General features: G+C 61.5%; 22 protein-coding genes. 15 read left to right on the top strand and 7 right to left on the bottom strand.

Features of this window, described 5'->3' with window-relative positions; translation table 11 throughout:
- Positions 1 to 10 precede the first annotated feature (10 nt).
- From EJ068_RS25295 to EJ068_RS25315, 5 genes are all read left to right on the top strand, one after another.
- A complete protein-coding gene (locus tag EJ068_RS25295) occupies positions 11 to 763 on the top strand; it encodes an ABC transporter permease (protein ID WP_189342641.1) in 753 nt (250 codons plus the stop codon).
- Positions 764 to 908: 145 nt separating this feature from the next.
- Positions 909 to 1,517, top strand: coding sequence for an ABC transporter ATP-binding protein (locus EJ068_RS25300; protein ID WP_189341987.1), 609 nt, complete (start codon positions 909 to 911; stop codon positions 1,515 to 1,517).
- Positions 1,517 to 2,995 carry a hypothetical protein gene (locus EJ068_RS25305; RefSeq protein WP_127250094.1) on the top strand — a complete coding sequence of 493 codons (1,479 nt, stop codon included), beginning with the start codon at positions 1,517 to 1,519 and terminating at the stop codon, positions 2,993 to 2,995. The genes EJ068_RS25300 and EJ068_RS25305 overlap by 1 nt, the downstream gene beginning before the upstream one ends.
- 60 nt (positions 2,996 to 3,055) lie before the next feature.
- The gene (locus EJ068_RS25310; protein ID WP_127250095.1) at positions 3,056 to 3,751 is read left to right on the top strand and encodes a sulfotransferase domain-containing protein; all 696 of its coding nucleotides are present in this window, start codon (positions 3,056 to 3,058) and stop codon (positions 3,749 to 3,751) included.
- A 21-nt stretch (positions 3,752 to 3,772) separates the two neighbouring features.
- On the top strand, positions 3,773 to 4,537 hold the full coding sequence (locus EJ068_RS25315; RefSeq protein ID WP_127250096.1) for a sulfotransferase domain-containing protein: 765 nt from the start codon (positions 3,773 to 3,775) through the stop codon (positions 4,535 to 4,537).
- A 14-nt stretch (positions 4,538 to 4,551) separates the two neighbouring features.
- Here EJ068_RS25315 and EJ068_RS25320 read toward each other — a convergent pair whose 3' ends face one another.
- Positions 4,552 to 5,439 (bottom strand): class I SAM-dependent methyltransferase, encoded by an 888-nt coding sequence (locus EJ068_RS25320; RefSeq protein WP_127250097.1) that lies wholly within the window; start codon positions 5,437 to 5,439, stop codon positions 4,552 to 4,554.
- 292 nt (positions 5,440 to 5,731) lie between these two features.
- Between EJ068_RS25320 and EJ068_RS25325 the strand changes: the two genes are divergently transcribed.
- The 3 genes from EJ068_RS25325 to EJ068_RS25335 all read left to right on the top strand — a co-directional run bounded on the left by EJ068_RS25325 (position 5,732) and on the right by EJ068_RS25335 (position 9,262).
- Positions 5,732 to 7,723, top strand: a complete 1,992-nt coding sequence (locus EJ068_RS25325; RefSeq protein WP_245463221.1) for a nucleoside-diphosphate sugar epimerase/dehydratase — start codon at positions 5,732 to 5,734, stop codon at positions 7,721 to 7,723.
- A gap of 87 nt (positions 7,724 to 7,810) precedes the next feature.
- Positions 7,811 to 8,722, top strand: coding sequence for a glycosyltransferase family 2 protein (locus tag EJ068_RS25330; RefSeq protein WP_245501502.1), 912 nt, complete (start codon positions 7,811 to 7,813; stop codon positions 8,720 to 8,722).
- A 3-nt stretch (positions 8,723 to 8,725) separates the two neighbouring features.
- Positions 8,726 to 9,262 (top strand): sugar transferase, encoded by a 537-nt coding sequence (locus EJ068_RS25335; protein ID WP_281059000.1) that lies wholly within the window; start codon positions 8,726 to 8,728, stop codon positions 9,260 to 9,262.
- 59 nt (positions 9,263 to 9,321) lie between these two features.
- Here EJ068_RS25335 and EJ068_RS25340 read toward each other — a convergent pair whose 3' ends face one another.
- A complete protein-coding gene (locus EJ068_RS25340) occupies positions 9,322 to 10,248 on the bottom strand; it encodes an NAD-dependent epimerase/dehydratase family protein (RefSeq protein ID WP_128314836.1) in 927 nt (308 codons plus the stop codon).
- Complete coding sequence (locus EJ068_RS25345) at positions 10,245 to 11,537, bottom strand: O-antigen ligase family protein (RefSeq protein ID WP_128314837.1); 1,293 nt, start codon at positions 11,535 to 11,537, stop codon at positions 10,245 to 10,247. Before EJ068_RS25345 ends, EJ068_RS25340 begins: the two co-directional genes overlap by 4 nt.
- 433 nt (positions 11,538 to 11,970) lie before the next feature.
- Here EJ068_RS25345 and cysD point away from each other — a divergent pair, with 433 nt between their 5' ends.
- Genes cysD through cysQ form a run of 3 tightly spaced genes read left to right on the top strand, consistent with a single transcriptional unit; the run spans position 11,971 to position 15,609 of the window.
- A complete protein-coding gene (gene cysD / locus EJ068_RS25350) occupies positions 11,971 to 12,876 on the top strand; it encodes a sulfate adenylyltransferase subunit CysD (protein ID WP_245463223.1) in 906 nt (301 codons plus the stop codon).
- A gap of 2 nt (positions 12,877 to 12,878) precedes the next feature.
- Positions 12,879 to 14,816, top strand: coding sequence for a sulfate adenylyltransferase subunit CysN (cysN, locus tag EJ068_RS25355; protein ID WP_145964951.1), 1,938 nt, complete (start codon positions 12,879 to 12,881; stop codon positions 14,814 to 14,816).
- A 10-nt stretch (positions 14,817 to 14,826) separates the two neighbouring features.
- Positions 14,827 to 15,609: a 3'(2'),5'-bisphosphate nucleotidase CysQ gene (gene cysQ, locus EJ068_RS25360; RefSeq protein WP_189342101.1), complete on the top strand. Its 783-nt coding sequence runs from the start codon at positions 14,827 to 14,829 to the stop codon at positions 15,607 to 15,609.
- A gap of 197 nt (positions 15,610 to 15,806) precedes the next feature.
- Here the strand turns inward: cysQ and EJ068_RS25365 are convergent, their stop codons facing one another.
- The 4 genes from EJ068_RS25365 to EJ068_RS25380 form a co-directional block, all read right to left on the bottom strand.
- A complete protein-coding gene (locus tag EJ068_RS25365; RefSeq protein ID WP_127250103.1) occupies positions 15,807 to 16,976 on the bottom strand; it encodes a DegT/DnrJ/EryC1/StrS aminotransferase family protein in 1,170 nt (389 codons plus the stop codon).
- Between the two features lie 237 nt (positions 16,977 to 17,213).
- Positions 17,214 to 18,137, bottom strand: coding sequence for a carbohydrate kinase (locus EJ068_RS25370; protein WP_127250104.1), 924 nt, complete (start codon positions 18,135 to 18,137; stop codon positions 17,214 to 17,216).
- Entirely contained in the window at positions 18,134 to 18,580 is a 447-nt protein-coding gene (locus tag EJ068_RS25375) for an RbsD/FucU domain-containing protein (protein WP_127250105.1), read from the bottom strand. Before EJ068_RS25375 ends, EJ068_RS25370 begins: the two co-directional genes overlap by 4 nt.
- A gap of 2 nt (positions 18,581 to 18,582) precedes the next feature.
- Positions 18,583 to 19,806 carry an ROK family transcriptional regulator gene (locus EJ068_RS25380; RefSeq protein WP_127250106.1) on the bottom strand — a complete coding sequence of 408 codons (1,224 nt, stop codon included), beginning with the start codon at positions 19,804 to 19,806 and terminating at the stop codon, positions 18,583 to 18,585.
- A gap of 266 nt (positions 19,807 to 20,072) precedes the next feature.
- Here EJ068_RS25380 and EJ068_RS25385 point away from each other — a divergent pair, with 266 nt between their 5' ends.
- The 4 genes from EJ068_RS25385 to EJ068_RS25400 all read left to right on the top strand — a co-directional run bounded on the left by EJ068_RS25385 (position 20,073) and on the right by EJ068_RS25400 (position 25,660).
- Positions 20,073 to 21,050 (top strand): sugar ABC transporter substrate-binding protein, encoded by a 978-nt coding sequence (locus EJ068_RS25385; protein ID WP_189343327.1) that lies wholly within the window; start codon positions 20,073 to 20,075, stop codon positions 21,048 to 21,050.
- Between the two features lie 158 nt (positions 21,051 to 21,208).
- Positions 21,209 to 22,273, top strand: coding sequence for an ABC transporter permease (locus EJ068_RS25390; RefSeq protein WP_041005280.1), 1,065 nt, complete (start codon positions 21,209 to 21,211; stop codon positions 22,271 to 22,273).
- A 2-nt stretch (positions 22,274 to 22,275) separates the two neighbouring features.
- On the top strand, positions 22,276 to 23,058 hold the full coding sequence (locus EJ068_RS25395; protein WP_126078422.1) for an ATP-binding cassette domain-containing protein: 783 nt from the start codon (positions 22,276 to 22,278) through the stop codon (positions 23,056 to 23,058).
- A gap of 139 nt (positions 23,059 to 23,197) precedes the next feature.
- The gene (locus EJ068_RS25400) at positions 23,198 to 25,660 is read left to right on the top strand and encodes a glycogen/starch/alpha-glucan phosphorylase (protein WP_127250107.1); all 2,463 of its coding nucleotides are present in this window, start codon (positions 23,198 to 23,200) and stop codon (positions 25,658 to 25,660) included.
- Positions 25,661 to 25,763 lie beyond the last annotated feature (103 nt).

Here is a 25,763-nt window from a genome sequence, read left to right on the forward strand (position 1 = left end):
AGGGATGAATATGATCTCAAACACGTCAACGCTGTGGTTTCGGCTTGCTCAGTTCGACATAAAGCTTCGTTACCGAAACTCGACCTTCGGTCCACTTTGGATAACTTTGAATACAGCGATATTCGCTGCGTCGGTTGGCTTTCTTTATGCGGTTCTACTCAACCAGCCAATAAGAGAATATCTTCACCATTTGGCAACGAGCATAGTTCTTTGGCAATTTCTATCGGCAACTGTCGTCGAAGGCGCTGAGAGCGTAATTAACGCTCATGACTTAATTTTGAATACCAAAATGTCTCCTGCTTCTTGCATATTTAGATGTGTTACGAAGAACTTTATGATTCTTCTTCACAATCTTATAGTTGTTTTATTTACAATGTTAATAGCTTACCCAAATGTTGGATTAAATATTCCAATGTTCGTTATTGGTGTCGTATTGCTGATAGCTCACGCGACGTGGATATCTTCCATTGTATCGGTTATTTCGGTGAGGTTCAGGGACGTCCCGTTAATCACGGCATCGGCAATGCAGTTGCTTTTCATACTGTCGCCAATCCTTTGGACGGCGAAGGTTCTGCCCTCTGAATCGCTATTCCTGGTTCTCAATCCCATCACCTACATGATCGACGCTGCGCGCACGCCGATCCTGAACGGTGGCACAGACTACACAAGCGTGCTGGTTTCTGCCGCGATCGCTTTGCTGGGCAGCCTCGCCGCATACGCGCTTTATCGCAGAACTCAGCACCGAATTCCGTATTGGCTCTGAGCCACGAGCTGCGATCAATTGGAATCCAATGTCACAACCATCGATCCAACTAACTGACGTATCTGTTCGAATCCCAATCTGGTCCGCTCCGGCTAACCGGTCGCTCAAGCAGGCAGCGCTCAGATTTACGACCGGCGGTCGTCTCTTGGCGGGCGATTCCGGTCGGTTCGAGGTGGCTGCGCTCGACGGCGTTTCGCTTGACCTTCAACCCGGCACGAGATTGGGTCTGTGCGGACACAATGGCGCCGGCAAGACGACTTTGCTGCGAGTTTTGGCTGGTATTCTGAAGCCCACAAGTGGGACTGCCGCGATAACGGGAGATACGGCTGTTTTGATAAAGCCGTCGATGGGCCTTTCTCCAGAGCTTACCGGACGAGAATTTATTCGGCTTCAAAGCCTCATGGCTGGAATATCGCCAAGGGAGGTGGAACAACAGATCGATTCTATCATCGATTTTTCAGAGCTAGGGGACTTCATTGATCTCCCGGTTCGAACATACTCCGCAGGTATGCAAACACGATTGTCATTCTCAGCTGTTACTGCCTACCCCACTGACATTGTGCTGCTAGACGAAGGACTAGGGACAGGCGACGAATCTTTTCAGAAAAAAGCGCGCGAGCGGATGGATCATTGGCTCAACAATGCGGCAATCATCGTTCTGGCGTCTCATTCCGACGCCTTGATCCGCTCCATGTGTCACTCGGCGGTGTATCTCGAAAAAGGTCGAATCATGAGGGAGGAGATTTTCAGCTAATGCGTCGACAGGTAATTGCAGCGCTCGCAGGTGCGGGGTCGATGTTGTTCGGGCATCAGGAGTTGAAGCAATCCTATCACAAGGTCTTCGATCCGAACATCAAGCTACAGAGCTATAAGAGTCGGCTCGCGTATCTTTGCCTCTTCGCGGCTCACCGCTTGGGGCTGCTTGCGGATTTGCAATCCTCTTATCTTGCGGGCCTCCCGCTGATTCCGGCGATCGCACCTCCGAACCACGTTTATGATCGCGATTTCCTCAATCTGCGCCTGAACCGTGTCTATGACCTGCCTGACGTGGAGATTGACAAACGTCGGCCGCAGACTATCAACGTTCTCGTTCCAGCGTTCGATTTCAAATCGATCTCAGCAGGCTTCTTTGGCGTCTTTCAGATGGCGCTGTTCCTGCGCAAAACAGGTGTGAACGTTCGCCTTGTTCTGTTCGATAACTTCTACTTTAACCTTCCTGAATTCAAAGAAAAGGTTCTGAAGTATCCAGGAATGGAAAGGATTTTCGATGAACTTGAGGTTGAGTATATAGGTGAGAGGAGGGAGCCTCTTCGCGTCTCCGAATATGATAGCGCAGTTGCAACGGTATGGTACTCGGCCTACTTTGCGCAAAAAATTAACTTGGCTATTGGAAAGGATAAATTTATATATTTGATACAAGACTACGAGGCGTTGTTTTATCCGGCAAATAGCTTGCACGCGATTGCTGATCGAACGTATGAAATGAATTATCACGCTATATTTTCGAGCGAGAGCCTAATGAGATTCTTTGTCGAGAATGACGTCGGTGGCATCAAGTCTCGAAATATGTCATATACGTTCTTCAATAACGCCTGTTCTGCTAATCTACTGCCAAAGGAAATTTTTATTCACCGCAATCGGTCAAAAGAGAAAAAGAAGATCGTCTTTTATTCTCGCCCGGTTGTGGACCGGAATATGTTCGAATTGACGGCATTGGCTCTCTCAACGGCCTTCAGGTCCGGTATATTCGATCCCGACGAGTGGGATTGTGTCGGCATGGGTCTTGGTGAGGGGGTTGTCGAACTCCTTCCTGGCGTTCGCTCGGTTTCACTGCCTAGAATGGATTTAACCACCTATATCGAGGAAGTTGCCAGCTTCGATATCTGCCTTACTTTGATGGCTTCGCCTCATCCGAGCATGATCCCCATGGATTTGGCGGCATCGGGTTGTGTTGTCGTGACGAACACCTTCAAGACCAAGACCGAAAGCTACCTGCAGAGTCTGAGCGGAAACATAATTCCAGCGGCGCCGGGACTAGGCGAAATCGTTGCGGCGCTGGAGTTGGCGAAATTCAAAAGCCTCGATCTGGAGGAGCGCTATCGGCTCGCCAAGACGATGAGGTATCCGCGGAACTGGGATCAATCGCTCACTTCAAGACACTTGAACTTCCTCAAGCGCCACGTGCGCGCTATGGCGAGCGAGAAGCTAGCCGGCGAGCGGAAGACCGCCTAGTGTACGCACTTGGTCGCGCTATTCTCGCCGGCAGACAGTCAAACAGTAGAAGCGGTCAACATGGTCACATCACATAGGGCGATCAGCCTTGAGCCTCCTAATGCCGAAAGAACTTTGATAGTGGTGGGTTGTGGGCGAGGCGGAACCAGTTTGGTTGCTGGCGCAGCCATCATCCTGGGCGTGCCCATGGGTGCGGACAGCGATTCCGTCAATCATGAGGACGTTGAACTCGTTAACGCTGCACAAGGTCGCGATGTACACGGCCGTCCAACGAGTCCTGTTGCGGATTCAGTGACTGAGAACCTTAGAAGGCTTATTCAGGAACGCAATGACTCGAACAGCCTTTGGGGCTGGAAGGATCCTTCGGCCGATCTTTATCTTGAAAAAGTATCGACAGAAGTAAGAAATCCGCTAGTAGTTTTTGTAAACAGAGATATGGCTGCAATAGCGCAGTCGGAATTCAACAAGATGCAATACTCGATCGAGCAGGCTTATGAGCAGGCTCTGCATCGGTTTAGCCGGTATTGGAGTTTATTGCAAAAGTTGCAATGGCCGACGTTGCTCGTGAGTTACGAACGAGCGGCACTGGATCCCGAAGCGCTGCTTTGTGAAATGGCCGATTTCATAGGGCTCGACCAGCCAACGAAACAACAGAGGGAGGCAGTAAAGCGGTTTGCCGCTACCCGAGACTATCAAGCGATACCTCAATCCTCGACAATTTTAGAGGCGCCGATCATACGCTCAGAGACGGCATAACGTTCTTGGTGAGGTTAATCCGTGCGCAATGGCCGTCTCGGTTTTGTGGTTGCAGGAGTTCAAAAGGCAGGAACGTCTGCTCTCTTCACCTATCTGACGCGCCACCCTAGTCTGCTGCCTCCGAGGCGCAAAGAAATTCACTTTTTTGATGACGAAACCGGTGTTGATTGGATTAGTCCCGACTACGAACGGCTTCACAGCTTCTTCCCGTCGGACGACAGTGAACGAATTGCGTTCGAGGCTACGCCAATCTCAATTTTTTGGCCGAATGCTTTGGAGCGCATCGCGGAGTACAATCCCGAAATTCAGATCATTCTGATTTTCCGTGACCCGATCGAGAGGGCTTGGTCGCACTGGCGAATGGAAATGTCCCGAGGCGCAGACAACGTTCCTTTTAGCTATGCCATTAGGAATGGCCGTGCTCGTCTCAACGGGTTCGCAAGGAATCATCCTGCGTGGAGGACGTATAGCTACGTGGAGCGAGGTCTCTACGGCGCTCAGATCAGCAACTTGCTTCGATTGTTCCACCCCAGTAAAGTTCTGCTACTGCGTTCCAATGACTTAAAACGCGACCCGGCTGGCGTCCTCGCTTTAATCGCGCGATTTCTACAGATATCCCCCTTTCCAATAAAAGAAGAGATAGCCGAGCATGTTGGCGGTGGTGCCTATGTTCCGCCGAGCAAGGAAGACATAGCTTATCTTAGAGATTTTTACCAGAACGATATGGAGTTATTCGTCGATACCGCTTGTGTTAACGTAGCCGATTGGCCTACATACTGGAGGTAAATTGCTCAAACCGCCTATGCGGGTTGTTGCGGTGCGCCAACCGCCTCGGATGCATATTCGACAGCTTGCTGCCGGGAAAGCGCTAAACGTTTGGTGTTGAAATCAGCGAGTGAAATTTGGATGGCTGGCGTCTTTCGTAACTGAACAATAAATTCTGAGCCGTGGCTCTCAACCAGGCTTGTGATCGATACGTCAAGCAGTCGCATGTAATTGAGTTCAAGGATGAGCAATTCAAAGGATGCTGGAGTGAAAAACCACGCGTGTGCGTCTATGTAGCGAGCGTCTAGGCTGGCGACGTCCTGCTGGTAAGACCGCCAAGCGTGGTCAAAATTTCCTGTGAAGGCGAGAGGTGCGGTGGATCCGGCCAGCCAGGAGCCCAGGCCGTTCCGGTTTACGGACAGAGCACGGGCCTCAAATAAGGTCTCTGGGGTGTGTCGTACCCGCTTCTCTCGATAAGCCGTGAGGACCTCCCGGATGCTGCTCGCAGGCTTAAAGAGATCAAAGCATTTGCGCATATCTGGGACGGCCAGTGAGATAACCCCGGTCTCTCGCAGAAGCCGCGAGACCTGCTGAAGGAAACTCAGAATATCGGGTGTGTGTTCTATAACGTGGCTTGCGATGAAATAGTCGTATCCCTCTGGCCTTCGGACCAAGGCCAGATCATCCAGCGGATCGCCTTGCCAAACAATGTCTACGTCTTCGATTTGGCTAACTTTGGCGCGAATTGCCTCAACGCTATGGTCTCTGGCTACAGACCGCAAAGCATCGCCGTCCTGGAAGTCTATAACAATTGTCTTCCAACCATCGAACTTTGGAGCAACGGGACTATAGAAGGGCCCGATCTCGATGCCGACCATATTTGTCTTATCAAGGTTTCGACGAAGCTCTTCAAACCGATCCAATGCTGGCCCTCCGATCAATTTTAGTTGAAGATAACATTGGCTTCAACCTTCGCTGAGAGACTATACGTCTAAACTTTGCCCTTAAGTAGGCGGGTCCCCTAAAAAACCTCTGGCTCTCCCGCCCGCTCCGCGCTAATGCGGTAGCCGGGTGACGGGGTTGGGGATTTGCAATCCAGAGTGGCGGCAGACGATGTTTTGTCCTGCGCGGTTCTGATAGCATGTCCCTACGCCTGGAGTTCAGTACTACCCAATGACCGCCTATGTAGAAGCCGTATCGGGACTCCGACCGAAGATGCGGCAGGCCATCATCATGATCCAGGACCTCGTCATGGTCCTGGTCGCGGTGGCGCTCAGCCTCATCCTGTCGCAGTCGCGGCTTTCTTTCGATGCGTTCTCCTTTGCCGGGCTGGTCTGCTGGGCGATCATCGTGCTTGCCGCCCATCTGTTGTTTCGCTCCTGCGGCCTCTACAACACCGTCTGGCGCTTTGCTTCCACGCCCGACTTCTTCAACATCCTCAAGGGCTGCGGCAGCCTCACGGTGGTCCTTTATCTGGCCTCGCTTGCCTTCCGCTTCTTCTTCCAGCCGGTCGCCGGCCTCAACGAACGCCAGTTCATCGTCTTTTTCCTGGTCTCCTTCACCATCATTTCGGCGCCCAGGCTTTACTACCGCTTTCTGCGCGACGGCGCGTCATGGCGCATCCTGCGCCGCGCTCCGGGCGACGCGCCGGTCAAGCAGGCGCTGTTCATCGGCCGGCTGAGCGAGGCGGACGTGATCGTGCGCTTCACCCGCACGGCGGTGCCGGCCGAATACGCCATAGCCGGCATCATGGCCACCGAGAGCGACGCGCCGCTCGGCACGCGGATCCAGGGCGTTCCGGTCGTGGCGCTCAGGCCGCGCCTGGTCGAGGTGCTGGAGGACTATGTCAAGGGCACGGAAAACCTCGATCTCCTGATCTTCGGCAATGGCGCCGAGCGCGACATCGAGGACTATGCCGAGCTGGTGCGCGTCGCCCGTCACAGCGGCATCGCCGTCGTCCAGTTCTCCGGCCTGTCGGAGCTGGGGCAGGGCGGCAGGCTGGTTCTCGATACCGTCGAGATGGAAACCATCATGCGCCGTTCGGCGGTTGCCACCGACACGACGCGCATCGGCGCCTTCGTCGCCGGCAAGCGGGTGATGGTCACCGGCGGCGCCGGCTCCATTGGTCGCGTGCTTGTCAAGCGCGCGCTGGAGCTGGGCGCCGAGTCGGTGCTGGTGGCCGACAATTCCGAATTCGGCATTTTCCAGCTCGACCAGCTGATCGACGAGAAGCACCGCGACCGGCTGACCAGCCGCATCGTCGACGTCACCGACCGGCCTCACATGATGCGTCTCGTCAGCGAGTTCAAACCCACGATCCTCTTTCATGCCGCGGCGCTGAAGCACGTGCCGCTGCTGGAAGAGAACTGGGAAGCGGCGATCGACACGAATGTCTTCGGCACGCTCGCCTGCGCCGAGATCGCCGCCGAATGCGGGGTGCCGCAGTTCCTGCTGATCTCCAGCGACAAGGCCGTCGCCCCGACTTCGGTGCTCGGCGTCACCAAGCGGGCGGCAGAGCAGATCGTCTCCTCGCTGCATGAGGCCCATGCCGCGCCATCATCCTTGCATGCCGCCGCGGCGAACGGTCATGGGGCCGGCCTCTCAAGCGCGCATCGTTCCGGCACCAAGTTCATCGCCGTGCGCTTCGGCAATGTCTTCGGCTCCAATGGCTCGGTGGCGACCATCTTCCAGGCGCAGATCGAGGCCGGCGGTCCAGTCACCATCACCGACCGGCGCATGACCCGCTATTTCATGACCGTGGCCGAGGCGGTCGATCTGGTCATCATGTCGGCCGCCGATGCCGAGCAGCGTCAGGGCGAGGACGATTACGCCATCTACATGCTCGACATGGGCAAGCCAGTGCCGATCCTCGAAGTCGCCGAGACCATGATCCGCATGGCCGGCAAGAGCCCCTACACCGACATTCCGATCCGCTTCACCGGCATCAGGCCCGGCGAGAAGCTGCACGAGACGCTGCATGGCGAGAATGAAGAGGTCGTCAAGCTCGACATCGCCAAGATCTTCGGCCTCAGGAGCGACGTCCTGCAATGGTCCAGGATCGAGGCCGCGCTGCCGGCGCTGGTGGCCGCGATGCACGATCGCGACAAGGCCGCGGCGCTTGCCGTCCTGGGCGGCTTATACCAGGCCGAGGCAGACCTCGGCGCGCACGGCCAGGCTGTGCCGAAAACGGCCGCACAGATCGGTTAGAGCAGTGCCACCCGCCCGAAATCGGCCGTTGAAGCCCGTTCGGATGCGCCCGCGGGTTCAGACACCGTGACCGCGAAAGATCAGCGGGTGGCCGTCCTCATGGGCACGAAGGATGGCGGGGCATTCATCGGCGAGCAATTGGAATCGCTTTTCGCGCAGTCCTGGCCCGCGGTCGATCTATGGGTTTCCGACGACGGCTCGACGGACGCCACGGTCGCAATGGTCGAGGCTTGGCGATCCCGCTGGAACAAGGGCTCCGTTACGCTGGTGGATGGCCCGCGAAAGGGTTTCGCCGCCAATTTCCGCTCGATGATCATCGATCCCCGCATCGATGCCGATTACTATGCCTTTTGCGACCAGGACGATGTCTGGGAGCCGGATCGGCTGGAGAGCGCCATCCGCTGGATGGAGGGAGAGGATAGCGACATGCCGCTCCTGTTCTGCTCGCGCACGGCGACCATTTCGGAGGCCGGCATCCCAGCAGGCTATTCGCCGCTGTTTCGCCGTCCGCCGTCTTTCCGCAACGCGCTGGTGCAAAGCATCGCCGGCGGCAACACCATGCTCTTCAACCGCAAGGCGCGCGACCTCCTGGCGAAAGCATCGGCAAGGACCGAATTCGTCAGCCATGACTGGTGGGCCTATCTCATCGTCACCGCCGCCGGCGGCAAGGTCCGCTACGAGCCGCGGCCGCTGGTCAGATACCGGCAGCACGCGGCGAACCTCGTCGGCGCCAATGTCTCGTGGGAGGCAAGGCTTTCACGGCTCGGACGGCTGTTCCAGGGCCAGTTCGCCACCTGGACCGACAGCAATCTCAGGGGCCTTGCCGTCAACCGCGACCTCATCGCGCCCGATCCCGCACTCTGCCTTCGCCTGTTCATCAGGGCGCGCAAGGGCAGCACCTTCAGGCGCTTCCGCCTGCTCGGCAAAAGCGGCGTCTACCGGCAGACATTGATGGGCACGCTCGGGCTCTACCTTGCTTTCCTTTCGCGCCGGATCTGAACCGTGACGGCAAAGCGGGTCTTTGATCTGGTTGTCGCGGCGGTGATGCTGGCGCTAACGTCGCCGATCGTGCTGGTCGCGATGCTGGCGATCCGGGCGACGTCGGCCGGCCCGGCCATCTTCTCGCAGACCCGCGTCGGCCGGGAAGGAACCCTCTTTTCCTGCCGCAAGCTGCGCACGATGCGTCGCGACACCCCCTCCTTGCCGACCCACCAGGCGCCGGCCAATTCGGTCACGGCGGTGGGCAAGGTGCTGCGCGCAACCAAGATCGACGAGTTGCCGCAGCTCTGGAACGTGCTCAAGGGCGAGATGAGCCTGGTGGGACCGCGTCCGTGCCTGCCGACGCAGACGGAACTGATCGAACGGCGCAAGCAGCTGGGCGTGCTCACAGCGCTTCCGGGCATAACCGGGCTGGCGCAGATCAAGGGGATCGACATGTCGGATCCAAAACGCTGCGCCGAGACCGACGCGGCCTACGTTCAAGCCGCCACGATTCGCCTGGATATCAGGATATTGCTGGGCACGTTCTACCGCGCCTAGAGCGTGACGCCGAAACGATGAAACGCTCCTGGTTTGGGCGGAAACCGTCTGCGCTGGAATTAACCCTGCCGCGCCAGGTCCTCGAGCCGGCCAAGAGTGTCGGCTTCCGGCATCCAGCCTTCCGAGGCCAGCAGCGACGAATCGCAGATCTGCGTCGCCACCAAAGCCTGCCACGACGCTTGTCGGCCACTGAGCGTCGCCAGCAGCCGGAACGGCCAGGCCGGCATGGGAATCAGCCGGGCTGGCCGGCCGTATCCGCGCCGGAACGCGGTGATGATTTCGGCCATAGCGACGGGCGAGGCATCGCCCAGCACATAGGTGGGGCGCGGCGGCGTCGGACGGGCCAGGAGATGCGTCACGGCGCCAGCCACCGCGTCATGCGAGACCAGCGAACGAACCGCGGTCAAGGCGGCTGCGGGCAGCGGCAGGCCGGTGGCTGCGAGACGCATCAGCCCGCGCAGATTTCCCTTCATGCCTTCGCCATAGACCGGCGGCAGCCGCAGCGCCGTCGCGCCCGCATGTCCGGCGGTCGCAAAAGCCTCCAGCATTGCGATTTCGCCTTCGCGCTTGGAACGCCCATAGGCGCATCGCGGGGCAGGGGGCGTGGCCGCGTCGATCGTGCCGCTGAAATCGGCCGCCACGACGGCGCGGATCGAGGAGAAATAAATGAAGCGCCCTTCGGCGCGCTTGGCGGCCGCCTGAGCGAGCCGCCCGGTCAGTGTCGCGTTGACAGCCCGCAAGTCGGCCTCGCCGGCGCCGCGATTATTGTTGAGTGCCGCGCAGTGGACGACATGCGTCACGTCGCGCATCAGCGCCAGATAGGCCTCCTGCGGCGCATCGGCGCCGGGCAGCGCGACGGCATCGTCATCCCCTGCCAGCCGCTGCGGCAGGCGCGAAGCGGTCCGTATGTCGAATCCGGCTTGGCGCAACCGGCCGACGACCCGGCGCCCAATGAAGCCTGTCGCGCCGGTGACCAGAACCTTCATGGTTGCCGGCTGGCGCCCGGCGCCACCGCAGGCGCGTCCTTGCCGGTCGGCGCCACCGTCCGCCCGGACGCAAGGTAGGTTCCGGAAACCAGGAACACCATCAGCGTCGCGTCGAGAATGTCGTGGCCGACGAGGATGCCGGCCATTCCGCCGATGAGATAGGTGATGACCGCGACAAGGACCATCGTCGCGCCGAACCGCTCCACCGGATCGACGCTGAGGCGCAGCGTCCTTGCCGCGTTCCATGCGGCAACGATGAAAATCGAGGCTAGCGCCAGCCCCCCGAGCAGCCCGGCCTCGACCATCGCGGTCAGGAAGCCGTTGTGAAAATGGCTGAAGCCCGCGCTCAGACCGAACTGCTCATGAAAACCCTGCTTCATCAGGGCGCGGCTGGCCGTGATGCCATGGCCGAAAATCGGCATCTCGCGAACCGCGGCAAGGCCGATCTCCCACATTGCCACGCGCAGGCCGAGCGCCGTCGAATGATCGCCATTGGCGTTCAGCGCATCCCAGTCGCTGACCAGGAAGTCGGCTCGATCCATGATGGCGCGAGAGCCGATGGCGGCGATCGCCAGGGCGACCACGACGCCGATCACCGCCAAGCGCGCCATGCTGGCGTTGGTGAACCGGCGGCGGTTGACGAGAAGCACGACGATGCCGGCAATCGGCACCGCCACCCAGATCATGCGTGAGCCCGAATAGACGATCGCAATCGCTCCGGCGATCGCCGCCAGGACCAGCAGCTTCCAGCGTTTCTCGATGCCTGACAGCGCGCCGGCGAGGCATAGCATGACGGCAAGGCAGGTAACGGTTGCGAAGACGATCGCGTTTCCGGCCCCGCCCTCGGCCCTCGTGCCCAGCCAGTGATATTGGACGATGGCGATCGCCAATGCGCCGAAACAGGCCGCGGCGCTGGCCAGAATGGCGATGCGTGCCAGCGCGGTCTTCTCGGTAATGCTCCAGGTCGAATAGGAGATCGGGAAAAGCAGGAAGGTGATCAGCGGCAGGAAGAACCGCAGATCGGCGGCCAGCGTGCCATTGACGATCGAAGCGAGAACCATGGCCGCGCAATAGGCGTAGATCGCCGCGGTCAAGGCGAGCATCGGCCCGTCGATGTTGAAGCGCCGCCGCTTCGCGGCCAGCAGCATTGCCGACCACACGCCGCCGGCATTGAAGGTGATGCTGACGAGCGAGCCGAGCACCGGCGGCGAAAAAAAGCAGACGATCGAGAAATAGAAATTGATCTGAGCGGGCGTGAGCTGGCGCCGGAGCTTTGTAAATGGGTTCAAATGCTTGCTTCGCAATTTCCAGGTTGCGCCCGGATCCGTGATGCCAGCTGATGGCTGGCTGGACGTACCCGTTTGCCGCGCCTTGCCCGTTCCCCGAGCCCATATAGCGGCTGGCGTCGTTCCGCGATAGGCCGGTTGACGATGTTCCGACAGAAATCCTTGGTTCGGAGCGGCCGCATCGGAACTTACGGTCCTCTCCTTGCTTTCGCGTTGCGCCCTGGCAGGATTTTCCGCTTTCTCGCCCTCGCTTGGAAAATTCGTTCCCTAATCATCGTGCGTCCGGCGCGTCCCGCATTGTTATGGACAGCGCCGATCTGTTAGAACGCCCGCACGAAACAGTTTGTCCGAAGTGAGATTTGCGCCCGGGCGGCATGGAATTGCGCCTGCAATGCAAGATTTCCGCTCGACGGCACGAGAGAACGCTCGACAGTCCATGAATATCGCGCTCACGCATCTGCAGCGGCTCGAGGCCGAATCCATCCACATCTTCCGTGAGGTTGCGGCCTCCTTCTCCAAGCCGGTGATGCTCTATTCGGTCGGCAAGGATTCCTCGGTGCTGATGCATCTGGCGATGAAGGCCTTCTATCCCGCCAAGCCGCCTTTCCCGTTCCTGCATGTCGACACCACCTGGAAGTTCCGCGAGATGATCGCTTTTCGCGACCAGATGGCGCAGAAGCTCGGCTTCGACCTCCTCGTCCATGTCAACGAGGATGGCGTGCGCGACGGCATCAATCCCTTCGACCATGGCTCCAACACCCACACCCATGTGATGAAGACAGTGGCGCTGCGCCAGGCGCTCGACAAATACGGTTTCGATGCGGCCTTCGGCGGCGCCCGCCGCGACGAGGAGAAGTCGCGCGCCAAGGAGCGCATCTTCTCCTTCCGCAACGCGCAGCATTCCTGGGACCCCAAGAACCAGCGGCCGGAAATGTGGAAGATCTTCAACACCCGCATCGCGCCGGGCGAGTCGATCCGCGTCTTTCCGCTGTCCAACTGGACCGAGCTCGACATCTGGCAGTACATCCTGCAGGAGAACATCCCGATCGTGCCGCTCTATTTCGCCAAGGAACGGCCGGTGGTCGAGCGCGATGGCATGCTGATCATGAAGGATGACGACCGCATGCAGCTGCGCCCCGGCGAGGCGATCGAGAACCGACTGGTGCGCTTCCGTACACTGGGTTGCTATCCGCTGACCGGCGCCATCGAATCGGAAGCCGACACGCTGGAGGCCATCGTTGGCGAGATGCTGACCGCCCGCACTTCCGAGCGCCAGGGCCGCCTCATCGACCGCGACGAGGCGGGCTCGATGGAAAAGAAGAAGCGCGAGGGTTATTTCTGATCATGCGCCACATCATGGCCAAGAGCCTCGCCCCGACCGATTCTATCCGCGACTATATGGCCGCGCAGGAAAAGAAGTCGCTGCTGCGCTTCCTCACCTGCGGCTCCGTCGATGACGGCAAGTCGACGCTCATCGGCCGCCTGCTCTCCGACACCAAGCAGATCTTCGAGGACCAGCTTGCCGCGCTCGAGAAGGATTCGCGCAAGCACGGCACCACCGGCGACGATATCGACTTCGCGCTGCTGGTCGACGGGCTGGAGGCGGAGCGCGAGCAGGGCATCACCATCGACGTCGCCTACCGCTTCTTCGCCACGCCAAAGCGCAAGTTCATCGTCGCGGACACACCCGGCCATGAGCAATACACGCGCAACATGGCGACTGGCGCTTCGACCGCGGATCTCGCCATCGTGCTGATCGATGCCCGCCAGGGCGTCCTGCGCCAGACCCGGCGTCATTCGATCATCGCCTCGCTGCTCGGCATCCGTCACATCGTGCTCGCGGTCAACAAGATCGACCTTATCGGCTTCGACAAGGCTGCGTTCGACCAGATCGTCGCCGACTATCGCGAGTTCGCAAAACAACTCGGCTTCGTCAGCGTTGTGCCGATCCCTATGTCGGCGCGCTTCGGCGACAATGTCACCAGCCATTCGGAGCGCACGCCCTGGTATTCCGGTCCGTCGCTCATCGAGCATCTTGAAACCGTGTCGGTCGACGAGGCGGTGGTCGAATTGCCGTTCCGCTTTCCCGTCCAATATGTGAACCGTCCGAACCTCGATTTCCGCGGCTTCGCCGGCACCATTGCGTCGGGCACCGTTTCGCAGGGCGACGAGGTCGTCGTCGCCAAGTCCGGCAAGGCGTCCCGGGTCAAGCGCATCGTCGCGCAAGGCGGCGATCTCGATCAAGCGGTCGCCGGCCAGGCGATCACGCTTGTCCTCGAGGATGAAGTCGAGGTGTCGCGCGGCAACATGCTGGTGTCGCCTGCGGCACGGCCGCAGGTCGCCGACCAGTTCGCCGCCAACATCGTCTGGTTCGACGATCAGGCGCTGCTGCCCGGCCGCTCCTACATCCTGCGCACCGAGACCGACCAGGTCAGCGCCACCGTCACCGACCTCAAATACCGGGTCAACGTCAACGATTTCGCGCATGAGGCGGCGAAGTCGCTCGACATCAACGAGGTCGGCGTCTGCAATCTCTCGACCCGCGCGCCGATCGCTTTCGATCCCTTCGCCGAGAACCGCACCACCGGCGCCTTCATCCTGATCGATCGCATCACCAACGCCACCGTCGGCGCCGGCATGATCCTGCATTCGCTGCGGCGCGCGGAAAACATCCACTGGCAGTCGCTCGACGTCGGCAAGCGCGGCCGTTCCGACCTGAAGAACCAGCGCCCGGCGGTGTTCTGGTTCACCGGGCTCTCCGGTTCCGGCAAGTCGACCATCGCCAACCTGTTCGAGAAGAAGCTTTTCGCCTCCGGTCGTCACACCTACATCCTCGACGGCGACAATGTCCGCCACGGGTTGAATCGCGATCTCGGCTTCACCGACGCCGACCGCGTCGAAAACATCCGCCGCGTCGCCGAAGTGGCCAAGCTGATGGCCGATGCCGGGCTGATTGTCATCGTCTCCTTCATTTCGCCATTCAGCGCCGAGCGCCGCATGGCGCGCGAGCTGATGGCCGAGGGCGAGTTCGTCGAGGTGTTCGTCGATACGCCGTTCGAGGAATGCGCAAGGCGTGACCCGAAGGGCCTTTACGCGCGCGCCCTGAGCGGTGAGATCAAGAACTTCACCGGTGTCGATTCTCCCTATGAGGCACCTGAGAATCCGGAAATTCATCTTCAGACCCTCGGCAGGAGTCCGCAGGAGATGGCGGAAGCCCTCGAACACTGGCTGATCGAGCGCGACATTGCCGAGGAGCAGTATGACAATGGCGGCGGTATCTGACGACGACGCGATGCTGGGCGTCTTCGAGCGCCTGGCGCTGGAAGCGGGGCGCGAGGTGATGCGCGTCTTCCATGAAGGCTGCGCCGTCGACAGCAAGGCGGACTCTTCGCCGGTGACGGAAGCCGATTGCGAAAGCGAGAAGATCATCCTTGCCGGCCTGCGCGCCGCCTATCCGGATATCCCATGCGTGGCCGAGGAAGAGGTGGCGGCGGGCATCGCCACGCCCGACCTCGACGGCGCCTTCTTCCTGATCGATCCGCTCGACGGCACCAAGGAATTCGTCAACCGCCGCACCGATTTCACCGTCAACATAGCGCTGGTGCGTCATGGCGTTCCGGAAGTGGGCGTTGTCTACGCGCCCTGCACCGGACGCTTCTTCAGTGGACGGCCTGGCAAGGCCGAAGCACTGGAGGTCGATGCCGATTATCGCATTGCCGGCCGCCGGCCGATCACCGTGCGGGCAGGGGGCACGCCGCTGGCCGTCGTCGCCAGCCGTTCGCACAACACGCCTGAAACCGACGCCTTCATCCGCGACCTCGGTCCCGCCGAGATTGTCTCGATCGGCTCGTCATTGAAATTCTGCCTGCTCGCCGCGGCGGAGGCGGACGTCTATCCGCGCTTCGGCCGCACCATGGAATGGGATACGGCAGCGGGCGACGCAGTGCTTCGCGCCGCAGGTGGCATGACGCGCACTTTGGACGGCCGGCCGCTCGTCTACGGTAAGCGCAACCAGGCGAGCGACAGCGATTTCGCCAACCCGCATTTCATTGCGATGGGGAAGGGCGCTGCGTAGGGCTTTGGTGATTGGCCGCCCACATCGCGTTCGTCATCCTAGGGCGGAGCAAGGAGCGAAGCGACGCGCGCAGACCCTAGGATCCATGCCGTTACGCTAAGGCGTTGCAACGGTTACAGAATTCTGCTCCGCCGCAGTCACGTTCAACGTTACGGCATGGATCCTCGGGTCAAGCCCGAGGATGACGAAGGCGCTGTTCAAGCCGCCGCGACATGCGCCGAGTTCGACCCGATATAATTGCGAATCGTCTCGATGATGCGGTCCTGGTCGGCTTCGCTGAGATAGGCGTGCATCGGCAGGCAGAGGATCTGCTTCGGCAGCGTTTCGGAGACGGCAAGAGCCGTCGGCGTGCGCGGATAGTCCTTGTAGGCCACCTGCTCATGCAACGGCTTCACATAATAGATCACCGAAGGGATGCCCTTTTCGCCGAGATGAGCTTTAAGCCCGTCGCGCTTCGGCGTCTCGATCGCGTATTGCGCCCAGGCCGAGCGGCCGTGGCCCAGATTGCGCGACGCCTTGACGATGTCGCCGAGGCCCTTGGCATAGCGGTCTGCGACCACCTGGCGGGCCACCATCTCTTCTTCGAGGATGGCGAGCTTCTCGATCAGGATCGCCGCCTGCAGCGTGTCGAGGCGCGAATTGATGCCGACGCGGACATTGTCATATTGCGTCTCGCCCTTGCCGTGGAAGGCGAAGGAACGAAGCTTGTCGGCCATCGCACCGTCATTGGTGAACATCGCGCCGCCATCGCCGTAGCAGCCAAGCGGCTTCGCCGGATAAAAGCTGGTCGAGCCGACATGGCCGAAGGCGCCGCACATCTTGGCGTCGGCGGAACCGCCGATCGCCTGGACGTCGGCGGAACCGCCCATCGACTGCGCGGCGTCCTCGATCACCAGGAGGTTCTCGCGCTTGGCGATCGCCATGATCGCCTCATAGTCGGCGGCAAGGCCGAACAGGTCGACGGGGATGATCGCCTTCGGCTTGAGGCGGCCTTCCTTCTTGATCATCTCGATCGCCGCTTCGAGGCTGGCGATGTCGATGTTGTAGCTATCAGGGTCTACGTCGACGAAGACCGGCTCGGCCTTGGCCAGCGCCACCACTTCAGCGGTCGCGGCAAAGGTGAAGCTCGGCACGAACACCGCGTCGCCCGGGCCGATGCCGGCGGCAAACAGCGGCAAAAGCAGCGCATCGGTGCCGTTGGCGCAGGCGACCACATGCTTGACGCCGATATAGGCAGCGAGCTTGTTCTCGAATTCGGTGACCTGCGGCCCGAGGATGTAGCGGCCGTCCTCGACGACGTGGTCAATCGCGGCCTTCAGCCGGTCGCGGATACGTTCGCGCTGCGCGCCAAGATCGATGAACTGCATGTCGGCCTCGAATGCCAATAAAATCGGCCCGCTGGTATCAGACTTGGCGCGGCTGAGAAAGCCGACCACGACGAGGGCGAATTGCCTATGTGTCGCAGCCTGTTACCGCTTTTGCCGGCGCAATGCCCGAAAAAGCCAGAAATCCGTGCTTTGCGAGGCGCTTACGGCCTCCCTTGTCGCGGCGCCCCGTTATCGGGAAACATAAAGTGATCGGCCGAAGGGCGATCCGGCAGCGGATCAGGCGATTTCGTGCCGCCATGGCGGGTTGGCGCCGGCCCGCGACACCGTTACCGCCGCCGCCCTGGCGCCGAGTTCCAGCGCCTTGCGGATGGCGTCCTCGGACAGGCCGCCGATCGCCGCCTTGGTGAGCAGACCTTGCTCATGCAGCGAGGCCAGGATGCCGGCATTGAACGTATCGCCCGCGCCGACGGTGTCGACCACCTTGACCTTCTGCGGCATGACCGTGACCCTGTGCGCCTTGCTGTAGCCGACCGCGCCTTCGCTGCCATGGGTGACGACGATCAGCTCCGGCCCGCGATCCAGCCAATTGCGCACGACATCCTCATGCGAGCCGGCCTCGTCGAACCATTTGAGGTCCTCGTCGGAGAGTTTGACGATGTCGGCCATCGCCATCATCTCGCGGATGCGTCTGAGATGCTTCGCCTTGTCGGGGATGAAGTTCGGTCGGATGTTTGGATCGAGCATCATCACACGGGCTTCGTGCTCGCGCCGCATGAACTCCTCATAGGCCGATCCGGCAGGCTCGGAGATCAGGCTGATGGCGCCGAACAGCATCGCCTCGATCTCGGCGCCGAGCTTCGGCAGGTCCTCGATGGTCAGCATTCGCCCGGCGGTGTTCTCGTCATAGAAAGTGTAGGTCGCCTGGCCGTTGGTGAGCCGCACGAAGGCGAGCGTGGTCGGGCGAGGGGATGTGTGGGCATAGGTGGAGCTCACCTTGCTGGCGCCGAGCGCGTCGCGGAACTGGCCGCCGAACAGGTCGGAGGAGAGGCCCGAGAAGAATCCCGCCGGGGCGCCCAGCCGTCCAAGCGCGATCGCCGAATTGAACACCGCGCCGCCGACATAGGGGGCGAAGGCCGCTTCGCCTTCCGTGGTGATGCGCGGCAGCATGTCGATCAGGGCTTCGCCACAGCAAAGGATCATGTCGTCTTGGTCTCCGGCGGATCAATCACGCCCTTGCGGATGATGATGTTGGCGAAGAGCCTTGGTTCGCTGGTTGCCACGATCGCATGCGCGGCCTTGACGCGTGCATAGAAGTCAGGCCCGGCCAGCGCAACCACCTTGTGGCCGGGCGCGCGTCTGGCGCAAACCGCTTCCATCTCGCGATGCACGGGGTCGGCCAGAGCCGGGTCGCCCTGCACCGAGGCGCGGAACAGCGCTTCCGGCACCGCTTCGTCCACCGGCAGCACGCTGAGCACGGCGTCGAGGACCGGGATGACATGGTGGCCGTCGGCGCGGATCAGCCGCCGCGCTTGTTCCTCGGCCGGATAATTGCCGTCGACGATGGCGATCTCGTCGCCATGACCCATCGCCCTGAGCGTCGCCAGGAACTGCGGCCCGAGCAGCGGGGGGATGCCGATCAGCATGGTCAGGCGCCTCCGGTCGTGTTCGGTCTGACCAGGAAACGCTCGGAAAGCGGCAGGCTGGCGCCGCCCAGCGCCCGCGCATGGATGCCGACGGTGCCCTCGCGCACGAAGGGCAGCTTCAGTCCCTCGGCATCGATGCCGGAGATGGCTTGCCGGATCGCCTCGACAAGACGGCGCCGCACATCGAGCGGCATCCAGCCGTCGATCACCGCCGCTTCGAAATCGATGACCGACGAGGCCGCGACGATGGCATAGGCAAGCGCGCGCGAGGCGCTGGCGATCCATTCGTCTAGCTCGGGGCCGATGTCGCCCCAGTCCTGCGGGGAGGTCCAAAGATAGGAGCCGTCGATGCCCTTGGCGGAAAGCGCCTTCTCGAGCATTGCAATCGAGGCGACGTCGATGAGCTGCGTCGGCTTGCCGTCCGGCCCCGGCACCGGCATCGATCCGAGCGCGCCGGCGTTCCCCTTCGGCCCGCTGTAAAGACGGCCGTTGAGAACGATGCCGCCGCCGGCAAAGGCGCCGATATAAAAATAGACGAAGTCGCGCGCCGCGCCCGCCTGGCCGAAGACAAGCTCGGCGCCGCAGGCCGAAGTCGCGTCATTCTGCAGGTAGACGGGGAACTCGCACTGCGCCTGGATGTCGGCGCGCATGTCGCGATGGCGCCATTCATCCATGACGTCGCGCGGCGCGCCGGCCGTGTCGGCCCAGTTCCACAGTTCGAACGGCATGGCGATGCCGAGGCCTGCGATGCGCTTGTCCTGCGTGGGCGTCAGCTCGCCGCGCATCGTCTTGATGCCGGCGGTGACGAATTCGACGGTCTCGCGCGGCGCGGGATAGCGGTAGGAATGCTGCAGCATGGCGCGCACATTGCCGAGAAAGTCGATCAGCACCAGCTCGGCGCTGCGTCGGCCGATCTTGAGGCCGATGAAGAAGGCGCCTTCCGGGTTGAGCGCCATCGGGATCGAAGGCTGGCCGATCTTGCCGCGCAGCGGCGCCTGGCGCACCAGCAGCTTGTCTTCCTCGAGCTCGCGCATGATCACCGACACCGTCTGCGCCGACAGCCCGGTCATGCGCGCGATATCGGATTTGGCCAGGCTGCCGTGCTGGCGCACCAGGGACAGCACCAACCGTTCATTGTGGTCGCGCATGCCGCTTTGGTTGGTGCCGCGATGCAGCCGACTCTCCAAAGCCTCGGGCGAACCGTGCCTCGCAATGCCGGTCTCCACCCTGTTCCTCCCGTTTGTTTCCCCGCGATGCTTTTCGTTCAGAATGAGTGAACGACGCAAGAGTGTCAATAATAAATAAGAGTGATTTAATTATTGACAGCCGTTCTGTCCTGGTGTTTTTTGAGATGTGTCCACGCTGGGAGAAAAGGTGGATGCGCTTGGGACGCCGGGTGGCCGGTGTCCGCAACAGTTCCATTGGGAGGAAAATCGTGACCAAGAAATCACTGCTGAAGTCTACCGTGTTTGCGGCCGCAGGCTTGGGCCTGATGGCGTTCGCTTCGTCGGCATCGGCCGCCGGCGTCGGCGCCTGCCTGATCACCAAGACCGACACCAACCCCTTCTTCGTCAAGATGAAGGAGGGCGCGACCGCCAAGGCCAAGGAGCTTGGCGTCGACCTCAAGACCTATGCCGGCAAGATCGACGGCGACAGCGAAAGCCAGGTGGCGGCGATCGAAAGCTGCATCGCTGACGGCGCGAAGGGTATCCTGATTACCGCGTCCGACACCAAGGGCATCGTGCCGACGGTGAAGAAGGCGCGTGACGCCGGCCTGCTGGTCATCGCGCTCGACACGCCGCTCGATCCGATCGATGCCGCCGACGCCACCTTCGCCACCGACAACCTCGAAGCCGGCAAGCTGATCGGCGCCTGGGCCGCCGCCACGCTTGGCGACAAGGCCAAGGACGCCAAGATCGGCTTCCTCGACCTCACCCCCTCGCAGCCGACCGTCGACGTTCTGCGCGACCAGGGCTTCATGATGGGCTACGGCATCGACGTGAAGGATGCCAACAAGATCGGCGACGAGGACGATCCGCGCATCGTCGGCCATGACGTCACCAACGGCAACGAGGAAGGCGGCCGCAAGGCGATGGAGAACCTTCTTCAGAAGGACAACACCATCAACGTCATCCACACCATCAACGAGCCCGCCGCCGTCGGTGCCTATCAGGCGCTCAAGGCCGTCGGTCTCGAAAAGCAGGTGCTGATCGTCTCGGTCGACGGCGGTTGCCCAGGCGTGAAGTCGGTCACCGAAGGCGTGATCGGCGCCACCTCGCAGCAATATCCGCTGCAGATGGCCGCGCTCGGCATCGAGGCCATCGCCAATTACGCCAAGGACGGCACCAAGCCGAAGCCGACCGAAGGCAAGAACTTCTTCGACACCGGCGTCAACCTCGTGACCGACAAGCCGGCCAACGGCGTGAAGTCCATCGACACCAAGGAAGGCCTCGCCAAGTGCTGGGGCTGATGCCCGCCTGAGCGCACAAACCTCGCGGCTGGGGACTTGATCCCCGGCCGCATCGGGTGGACGATGCATTTTCGTAAGCGCTGATAAGCCCGGCGACAGACCGGAATGCGTAAACGCGGCACGGAGCCATGACGAAGTTCCGTGAGACGGGAGGAGATATGTCCCAAATCCAGGAATTCGAGAAGGTTCTCTCGGGCAGCGATACCAACGTCGCCGCCTTCGAGGAGCACGGCAAATCGTTTGTGAAGCGCGCCCAGCATTTCCTGCATTCCACGCCGGCGGCGGTGCCGCTGATCGTGCTGGTGCTGTCGATCATCATCTTCGGTGTCGCCATCGGCGGCCGCTTCTTTTCGTCCTACACGTTGACGCTGATCCTGCAGCAGATCGCCATCGTCGGCATCCTGGGCGCCGCCCAGACGTTGGTCATCCTGACCGCCGGCATCGACCTTTCGATCGGCGTGATCATGGTGATCTCGGCCGTGATCATGGGAAATTGCGCCATCACCTACGGCATGCCGACCATCCTGGCCGTGCTGCTCGGGCTTGCCGCCGGCGCGGCCTGCGGCCTGCTCAACGGCCTGCTCGTCGCCTACATGAAGCTGCCGCCCTTCATCGTCACGCTCGGCACCTGGAACATCGTCATGGCGACGAATTTCATCTATTCGGCCAATGAGACGATCCGCGACGCCGACGTCGACGCCCAGGCGCCGCTGCTGCACTTCTTCGCCCTGAGTTTCAGGGTCGGTTCGGCCGTGCTGACGGCCGGCGTCATCGCCATGGTGCTGCTGGTGATGCTGCTCTGGTATGTGCTGAACCACACCGCCTGGGGGCGCCATGTCTATGCCGTCGGCGACGACCCCGAGGCGGCCAAGCTTTCCGGCATCCAGACCAAGAAGGTGCTGATGGCCGTCTACACACTTGCAGGCCTGATCGCCGCCTTCGCCGCCTGGGTCTCGATCGGCCGCAATGGCTCGATCTCGCCGTCCGCAGCCGTCACCGACTACAATCTGCAGGCCATCACCGCCACGGTGATCGGCGGCATCTCGCTCTTTGGCGGCCGCGGCTCGATCCTCGGCACGCTGTTCGGCGCCATGATCGTCGGCGTCGTCTCGATGGGTCTCAACATGCTGGGCGCCGACCCGCAATGGAAAGTGCTGCTCACCGGCGTGCTGATCATCGGCGCCGTCGCGGTCGACCAGTGGATCAGAAAGGTTTCGGTGTAATCATGAGCCAAGTGCCTGTTCTTACCGCGCGCGGTCTCACCAAGCGCTACGGCCGCGTGACGGCGCTCAACAGCTGCGACTTCGATCTCTATCCGGGCGAGATCCTGGCCGTGATCGGCGACAACGGCGCCGGCAAGTCGACGCTGATCAAGGCGATCTCGGGCGCGGTGATCCCCGACGAGGGGACGATCGAGCTCGACGGCAAGCAGGTGCTGTTCCGCTCGCCCATCGAGGCGCGCGAGGCCGGCATCGAGACGGTCTATCAGAACCTCGCTCTGTCGCCGGCGCTGTCTATCGCCGACAACATGTTCCTTGGCCGCGAGATCCGAAAGCCGGGCCCGCTCGGCAGCTGGTTCCGGATGCTCGATCGTCCGGCGATGGAAAAGCGCGCCCGCGACAAGCTCACCGAGCTCGGCCTGATGACCATCCAGAACATCAGCCAAGCGGTGGAGACGCTTTCCGGCGGCCAGCGCCAGGGCGTTGCGGTGGCGCGTGCCGCCGCCTTCGGCTCGAAAGTGGTGATCATGGACGAGCCGACCGCGGCGCTCGGCGTCAAGGAAAGCCGCCGCGTGCTGGAGCTGATCCTCGACGTCAAGAAGCGCGGCCTGCCGATCGTGCTGATCTCGCACAACATGCCGCATGTCTTCGAGGTGGCCGACCGCATCCACATCCACCGGCTCGGGCGTCGGCTCTGCGTCGTCGATCCCAAGCAGATTTCGATGTCGGATGCCGTCGCGCTCATGACCGGCGCCAAGAAGCCGCCGGAGGATGCGCTGGCGGCTTGATCTCCAGGATAGGTCAATTGCAGCAGGCAGGCTGCTGGCTCGATCACTAAATCGATTGAACGCATGCTGCAATGCGATAGGATGGGCTGGGAGAAACGGCGAAAGCCGCTATGATCAGGCCAACTGAACGAGAGGCGAAATGACATCCGCCATGACGATCGAAGCCCCTGTCCTCGACCATCCCGATCCCAAGACGCTTGCCGAAGAAGTCCTGATGTCGCTCAAATACCGGGTCGGCAAGGACACCACCGTCGCCACGCCCTATGACTGGCTGACCGCCTCGATCAAGGTGGTGCGCGACCGCATCGTCGACCACTGGATCCAGGCGACCAAGGAAGCCTACGACCAGCAGGAAAAGCGGGTCTATTATCTCTCGCTCGAATTCCTGATCGGCCGCCTGATGCGCGACGCCTTCTCCAATCTCGGTCTGATGGAGAATATGCGCGAGGCGCTGTCCTCGCTCGGCGTCGACCTCGACCTGATCGCCGGCCTCGAGCCGGACGCAGCGCTCGGCAATGGCGGCCTCGGCCGTCTCGCCGCCTGCTTCATGGAAAGCATGGCGACCGTCGACATCCCCGCCCATGGCTACGGGATCCGCTACGCCAACGGCATGTTCCGCCAGGAAATCCAGGGCGGCTGGCAGGTCGAGCTGCCGGAGACATGGCTCGACCACGGCAACCCGTGGGAGTTCGAGCGGCGCGAGCGCTCCTTCGAGGTCGGCTTCGGCGGCTCGGTGGAATCGATCACTTCGAAGGACGGCCGGCTGGAGCGCCACGTCTGGAAGCCGACCGAGCATGTGCTGGCCGTCGCCTATGACACGCCGGTGGCCGGCTGGCGCGCCAGGCGCGTCAACACGCTGAGGCTCTGGTCCGGCATGCCGATCGACCCGATCCTGCTCGACAAGTTCAACGCCGGCGACCACATCGGCGCGCTGGCCGAAAGCAACAAGGCCGACGCGCTGTCGCGTGTGCTTTATCCGGCCGATTCCCACGTGGCCGGCCAGGAGCTTAGGCTCAGGCAGGAATATTTCTTCTCGACCGCCTCGCTGCAGGACATCGTCCAGCGCCACCTCAGCCAGTATGGCGACTTGAAGTCTTTGCCCGACAAGGCGGCGATCCATCTCAACGACACGCATCCCGCGGTGGCGGTGCCGGAGCTGATGCGGCTCTTGATGGACGTCCATGGCATGGATTTCGATCTCGCCTGGGACATCACCAAGCGCACCTTCGGCTACACCAACCACACGCTGCTGCCCGAGGCGCTGGAAAGCTGGCCGGTGCCGCTGTTCGAGCGGCTTTTGCCGCGCCACATGCAGATCGTCTACGCCATCAATGCGCAGGTGCTGCTGGAGGCCCGGGCCACCGGAAAATTCTCGGGCGACCAGATCGCACGCATCTCGCTGATCCAGGAAAATGGCGACCGCCGCGTGCGCATGGGCAATCTGGCCTTTGTCGGCTCGCATTCGATCAACGGCGTCTCGGCGCTGCACACCGAGCTGATGAAGGAGACGGTGTTCGCCGATCTCCACAAGCTCTATCCCGACCGCATCAACAACAAGACCAACGGCATCACGCCCCGCCGCTGGCTGATCCAGTGCAATCCCGGCCTCACCGCGCTTGCCCGCGAGGCGATCGGCGACCGCTTCATGGATGACATAGAAGCGATCAAGGGCCTCGATCCCTTGGCCGACGATGCCGCCTTCCGCGAGAAATTCGCCGCCGTGAAGCGCCAGAACAAGGCGCGGCTCGCCAAGCTCGTAGCCGACCGTCTCGGCATCAGGCTCGACCCGTCGGCGCTGTTCGACATCCAGGTCAAGCGCATCCACGAATACAAGCGCCAGCTGCTCAACATTCTTGAGGCGATCGCGCTCTACGACCAGATCCGCTCGCATCCCGAGCGGGACTGGATGCCGCGCGTGAAGTTCTTCGGCGGCAAGGCGGCGCCGAGCTACCACAACGCCAAGCTGATCATCAAACTGGCCAACGACGTCGCGAAGGTCATCAACGGCGATCCGTCGGTGCGCGGCCTGCTGAAAGTCGTGTTCGTGCCGAACTACAATGTCAGCCTGGCCGAGGTGATGATGCCGGCCGCCGACCTCTCCGAGCAGATCTCGACCGCCGGCATGGAGGCGTCGGGCACCGGCAACATGAAGTTCGCGCTGAACGGCGCGCTGACCATCGGCACGCTCGACGGCGCCAATGTCGAGATCAAGGAACATGTCGGCGACGACAATGTCTTCATCTTCGGCCTGACCACCGCCGAAGTCGCCGAGCGGCGCAACAATGGCTACAATCCGCGCGAAGTGATCGAGGGCTCGCCCGAGCTGTCGCAGGCGGTGTCCGCCATTTCCTCCGGCGTCTTCTCGCCCGACGATCCCGGCCGCTATCGCGAGCTGATGAACGGCCTCTACCAGAGCGACTGGTTCATGGTGGCGGCCGACTTCGATTCCTACGCCGCCTCTCAGCGCGAGGTCGACGCCGTCTGGCGCAACAGCCCCGACTGGCACGCGCGCGCAATCCGCAACGTCGCCCGCGTCGGCTGGTTCTCGTCCGACCGCACGATCCGCCAATACGCGAAAGACATCTGGAACGTGCCCGTCTGATATGATTGCATGAGCCACCAGGAATGTGGCCCCGGTGCATGCCGCCCAAATCACGGCATGCACCAAGACTAAGTTAGTGCATGCCGCCCCAAAGTGCGTAGCG

Source organism: Mesorhizobium sp. M2A.F.Ca.ET.043.02.1.1, from assembly GCF_003952405.1.
Classification (GTDB): Bacteria; Pseudomonadota; Alphaproteobacteria; order Rhizobiales; family Rhizobiaceae; genus Mesorhizobium.

Coding starts and splice junctions, on each gene's coding strand:
- EJ068_RS25295 (WP_189342641.1), top strand. CDS start 11: ATGATCTCAAACACGTCAACGCTGTGGTTTCGGCTTGCTCAGTTCGAC.
- EJ068_RS25305 (WP_127250094.1), top strand. CDS start 1,517: ATGCGTCGACAGGTAATTGCAGCGCTCGCAGGTGCGGGGTCGATGTTG.
- EJ068_RS25310 (WP_127250095.1), top strand. CDS start 3,056: ATGGTCACATCACATAGGGCGATCAGCCTTGAGCCTCCTAATGCCGAA.
- EJ068_RS25325 (WP_245463221.1), top strand. CDS start 5,732: ATGCGGCAGGCCATCATCATGATCCAGGACCTCGTCATGGTCCTGGTC.
- EJ068_RS25340 (WP_128314836.1), bottom strand. CDS start 10,248: ATGAAGGTTCTGGTCACCGGCGCGACAGGCTTCATTGGGCGCCGGGTC.
- cysD (WP_245463223.1), top strand. CDS start 11,971: ATGAATATCGCGCTCACGCATCTGCAGCGGCTCGAGGCCGAATCCATC.
- cysN (WP_145964951.1), top strand. CDS start 12,879: ATGCGCCACATCATGGCCAAGAGCCTCGCCCCGACCGATTCTATCCGC.
- cysQ (WP_189342101.1), top strand. CDS start 14,827: ATGCTGGGCGTCTTCGAGCGCCTGGCGCTGGAAGCGGGGCGCGAGGTG.
- EJ068_RS25365 (WP_127250103.1), bottom strand. CDS start 16,976: ATGCAGTTCATCGATCTTGGCGCGCAGCGCGAACGTATCCGCGACCGG.
- EJ068_RS25370 (WP_127250104.1), bottom strand. CDS start 18,137: ATGATCCTTTGCTGTGGCGAAGCCCTGATCGACATGCTGCCGCGCATC.
- EJ068_RS25375 (WP_127250105.1), bottom strand. CDS start 18,580: ATGCTGATCGGCATCCCCCCGCTGCTCGGGCCGCAGTTCCTGGCGACG.
- EJ068_RS25385 (WP_189343327.1), top strand. CDS start 20,073: ATGGCGTTCGCTTCGTCGGCATCGGCCGCCGGCGTCGGCGCCTGCCTG.
- EJ068_RS25390 (WP_041005280.1), top strand. CDS start 21,209: ATGTCCCAAATCCAGGAATTCGAGAAGGTTCTCTCGGGCAGCGATACC.
- EJ068_RS25395 (WP_126078422.1), top strand. CDS start 22,276: ATGAGCCAAGTGCCTGTTCTTACCGCGCGCGGTCTCACCAAGCGCTAC.
- EJ068_RS25400 (WP_127250107.1), top strand. CDS start 23,198: ATGACATCCGCCATGACGATCGAAGCCCCTGTCCTCGACCATCCCGAT.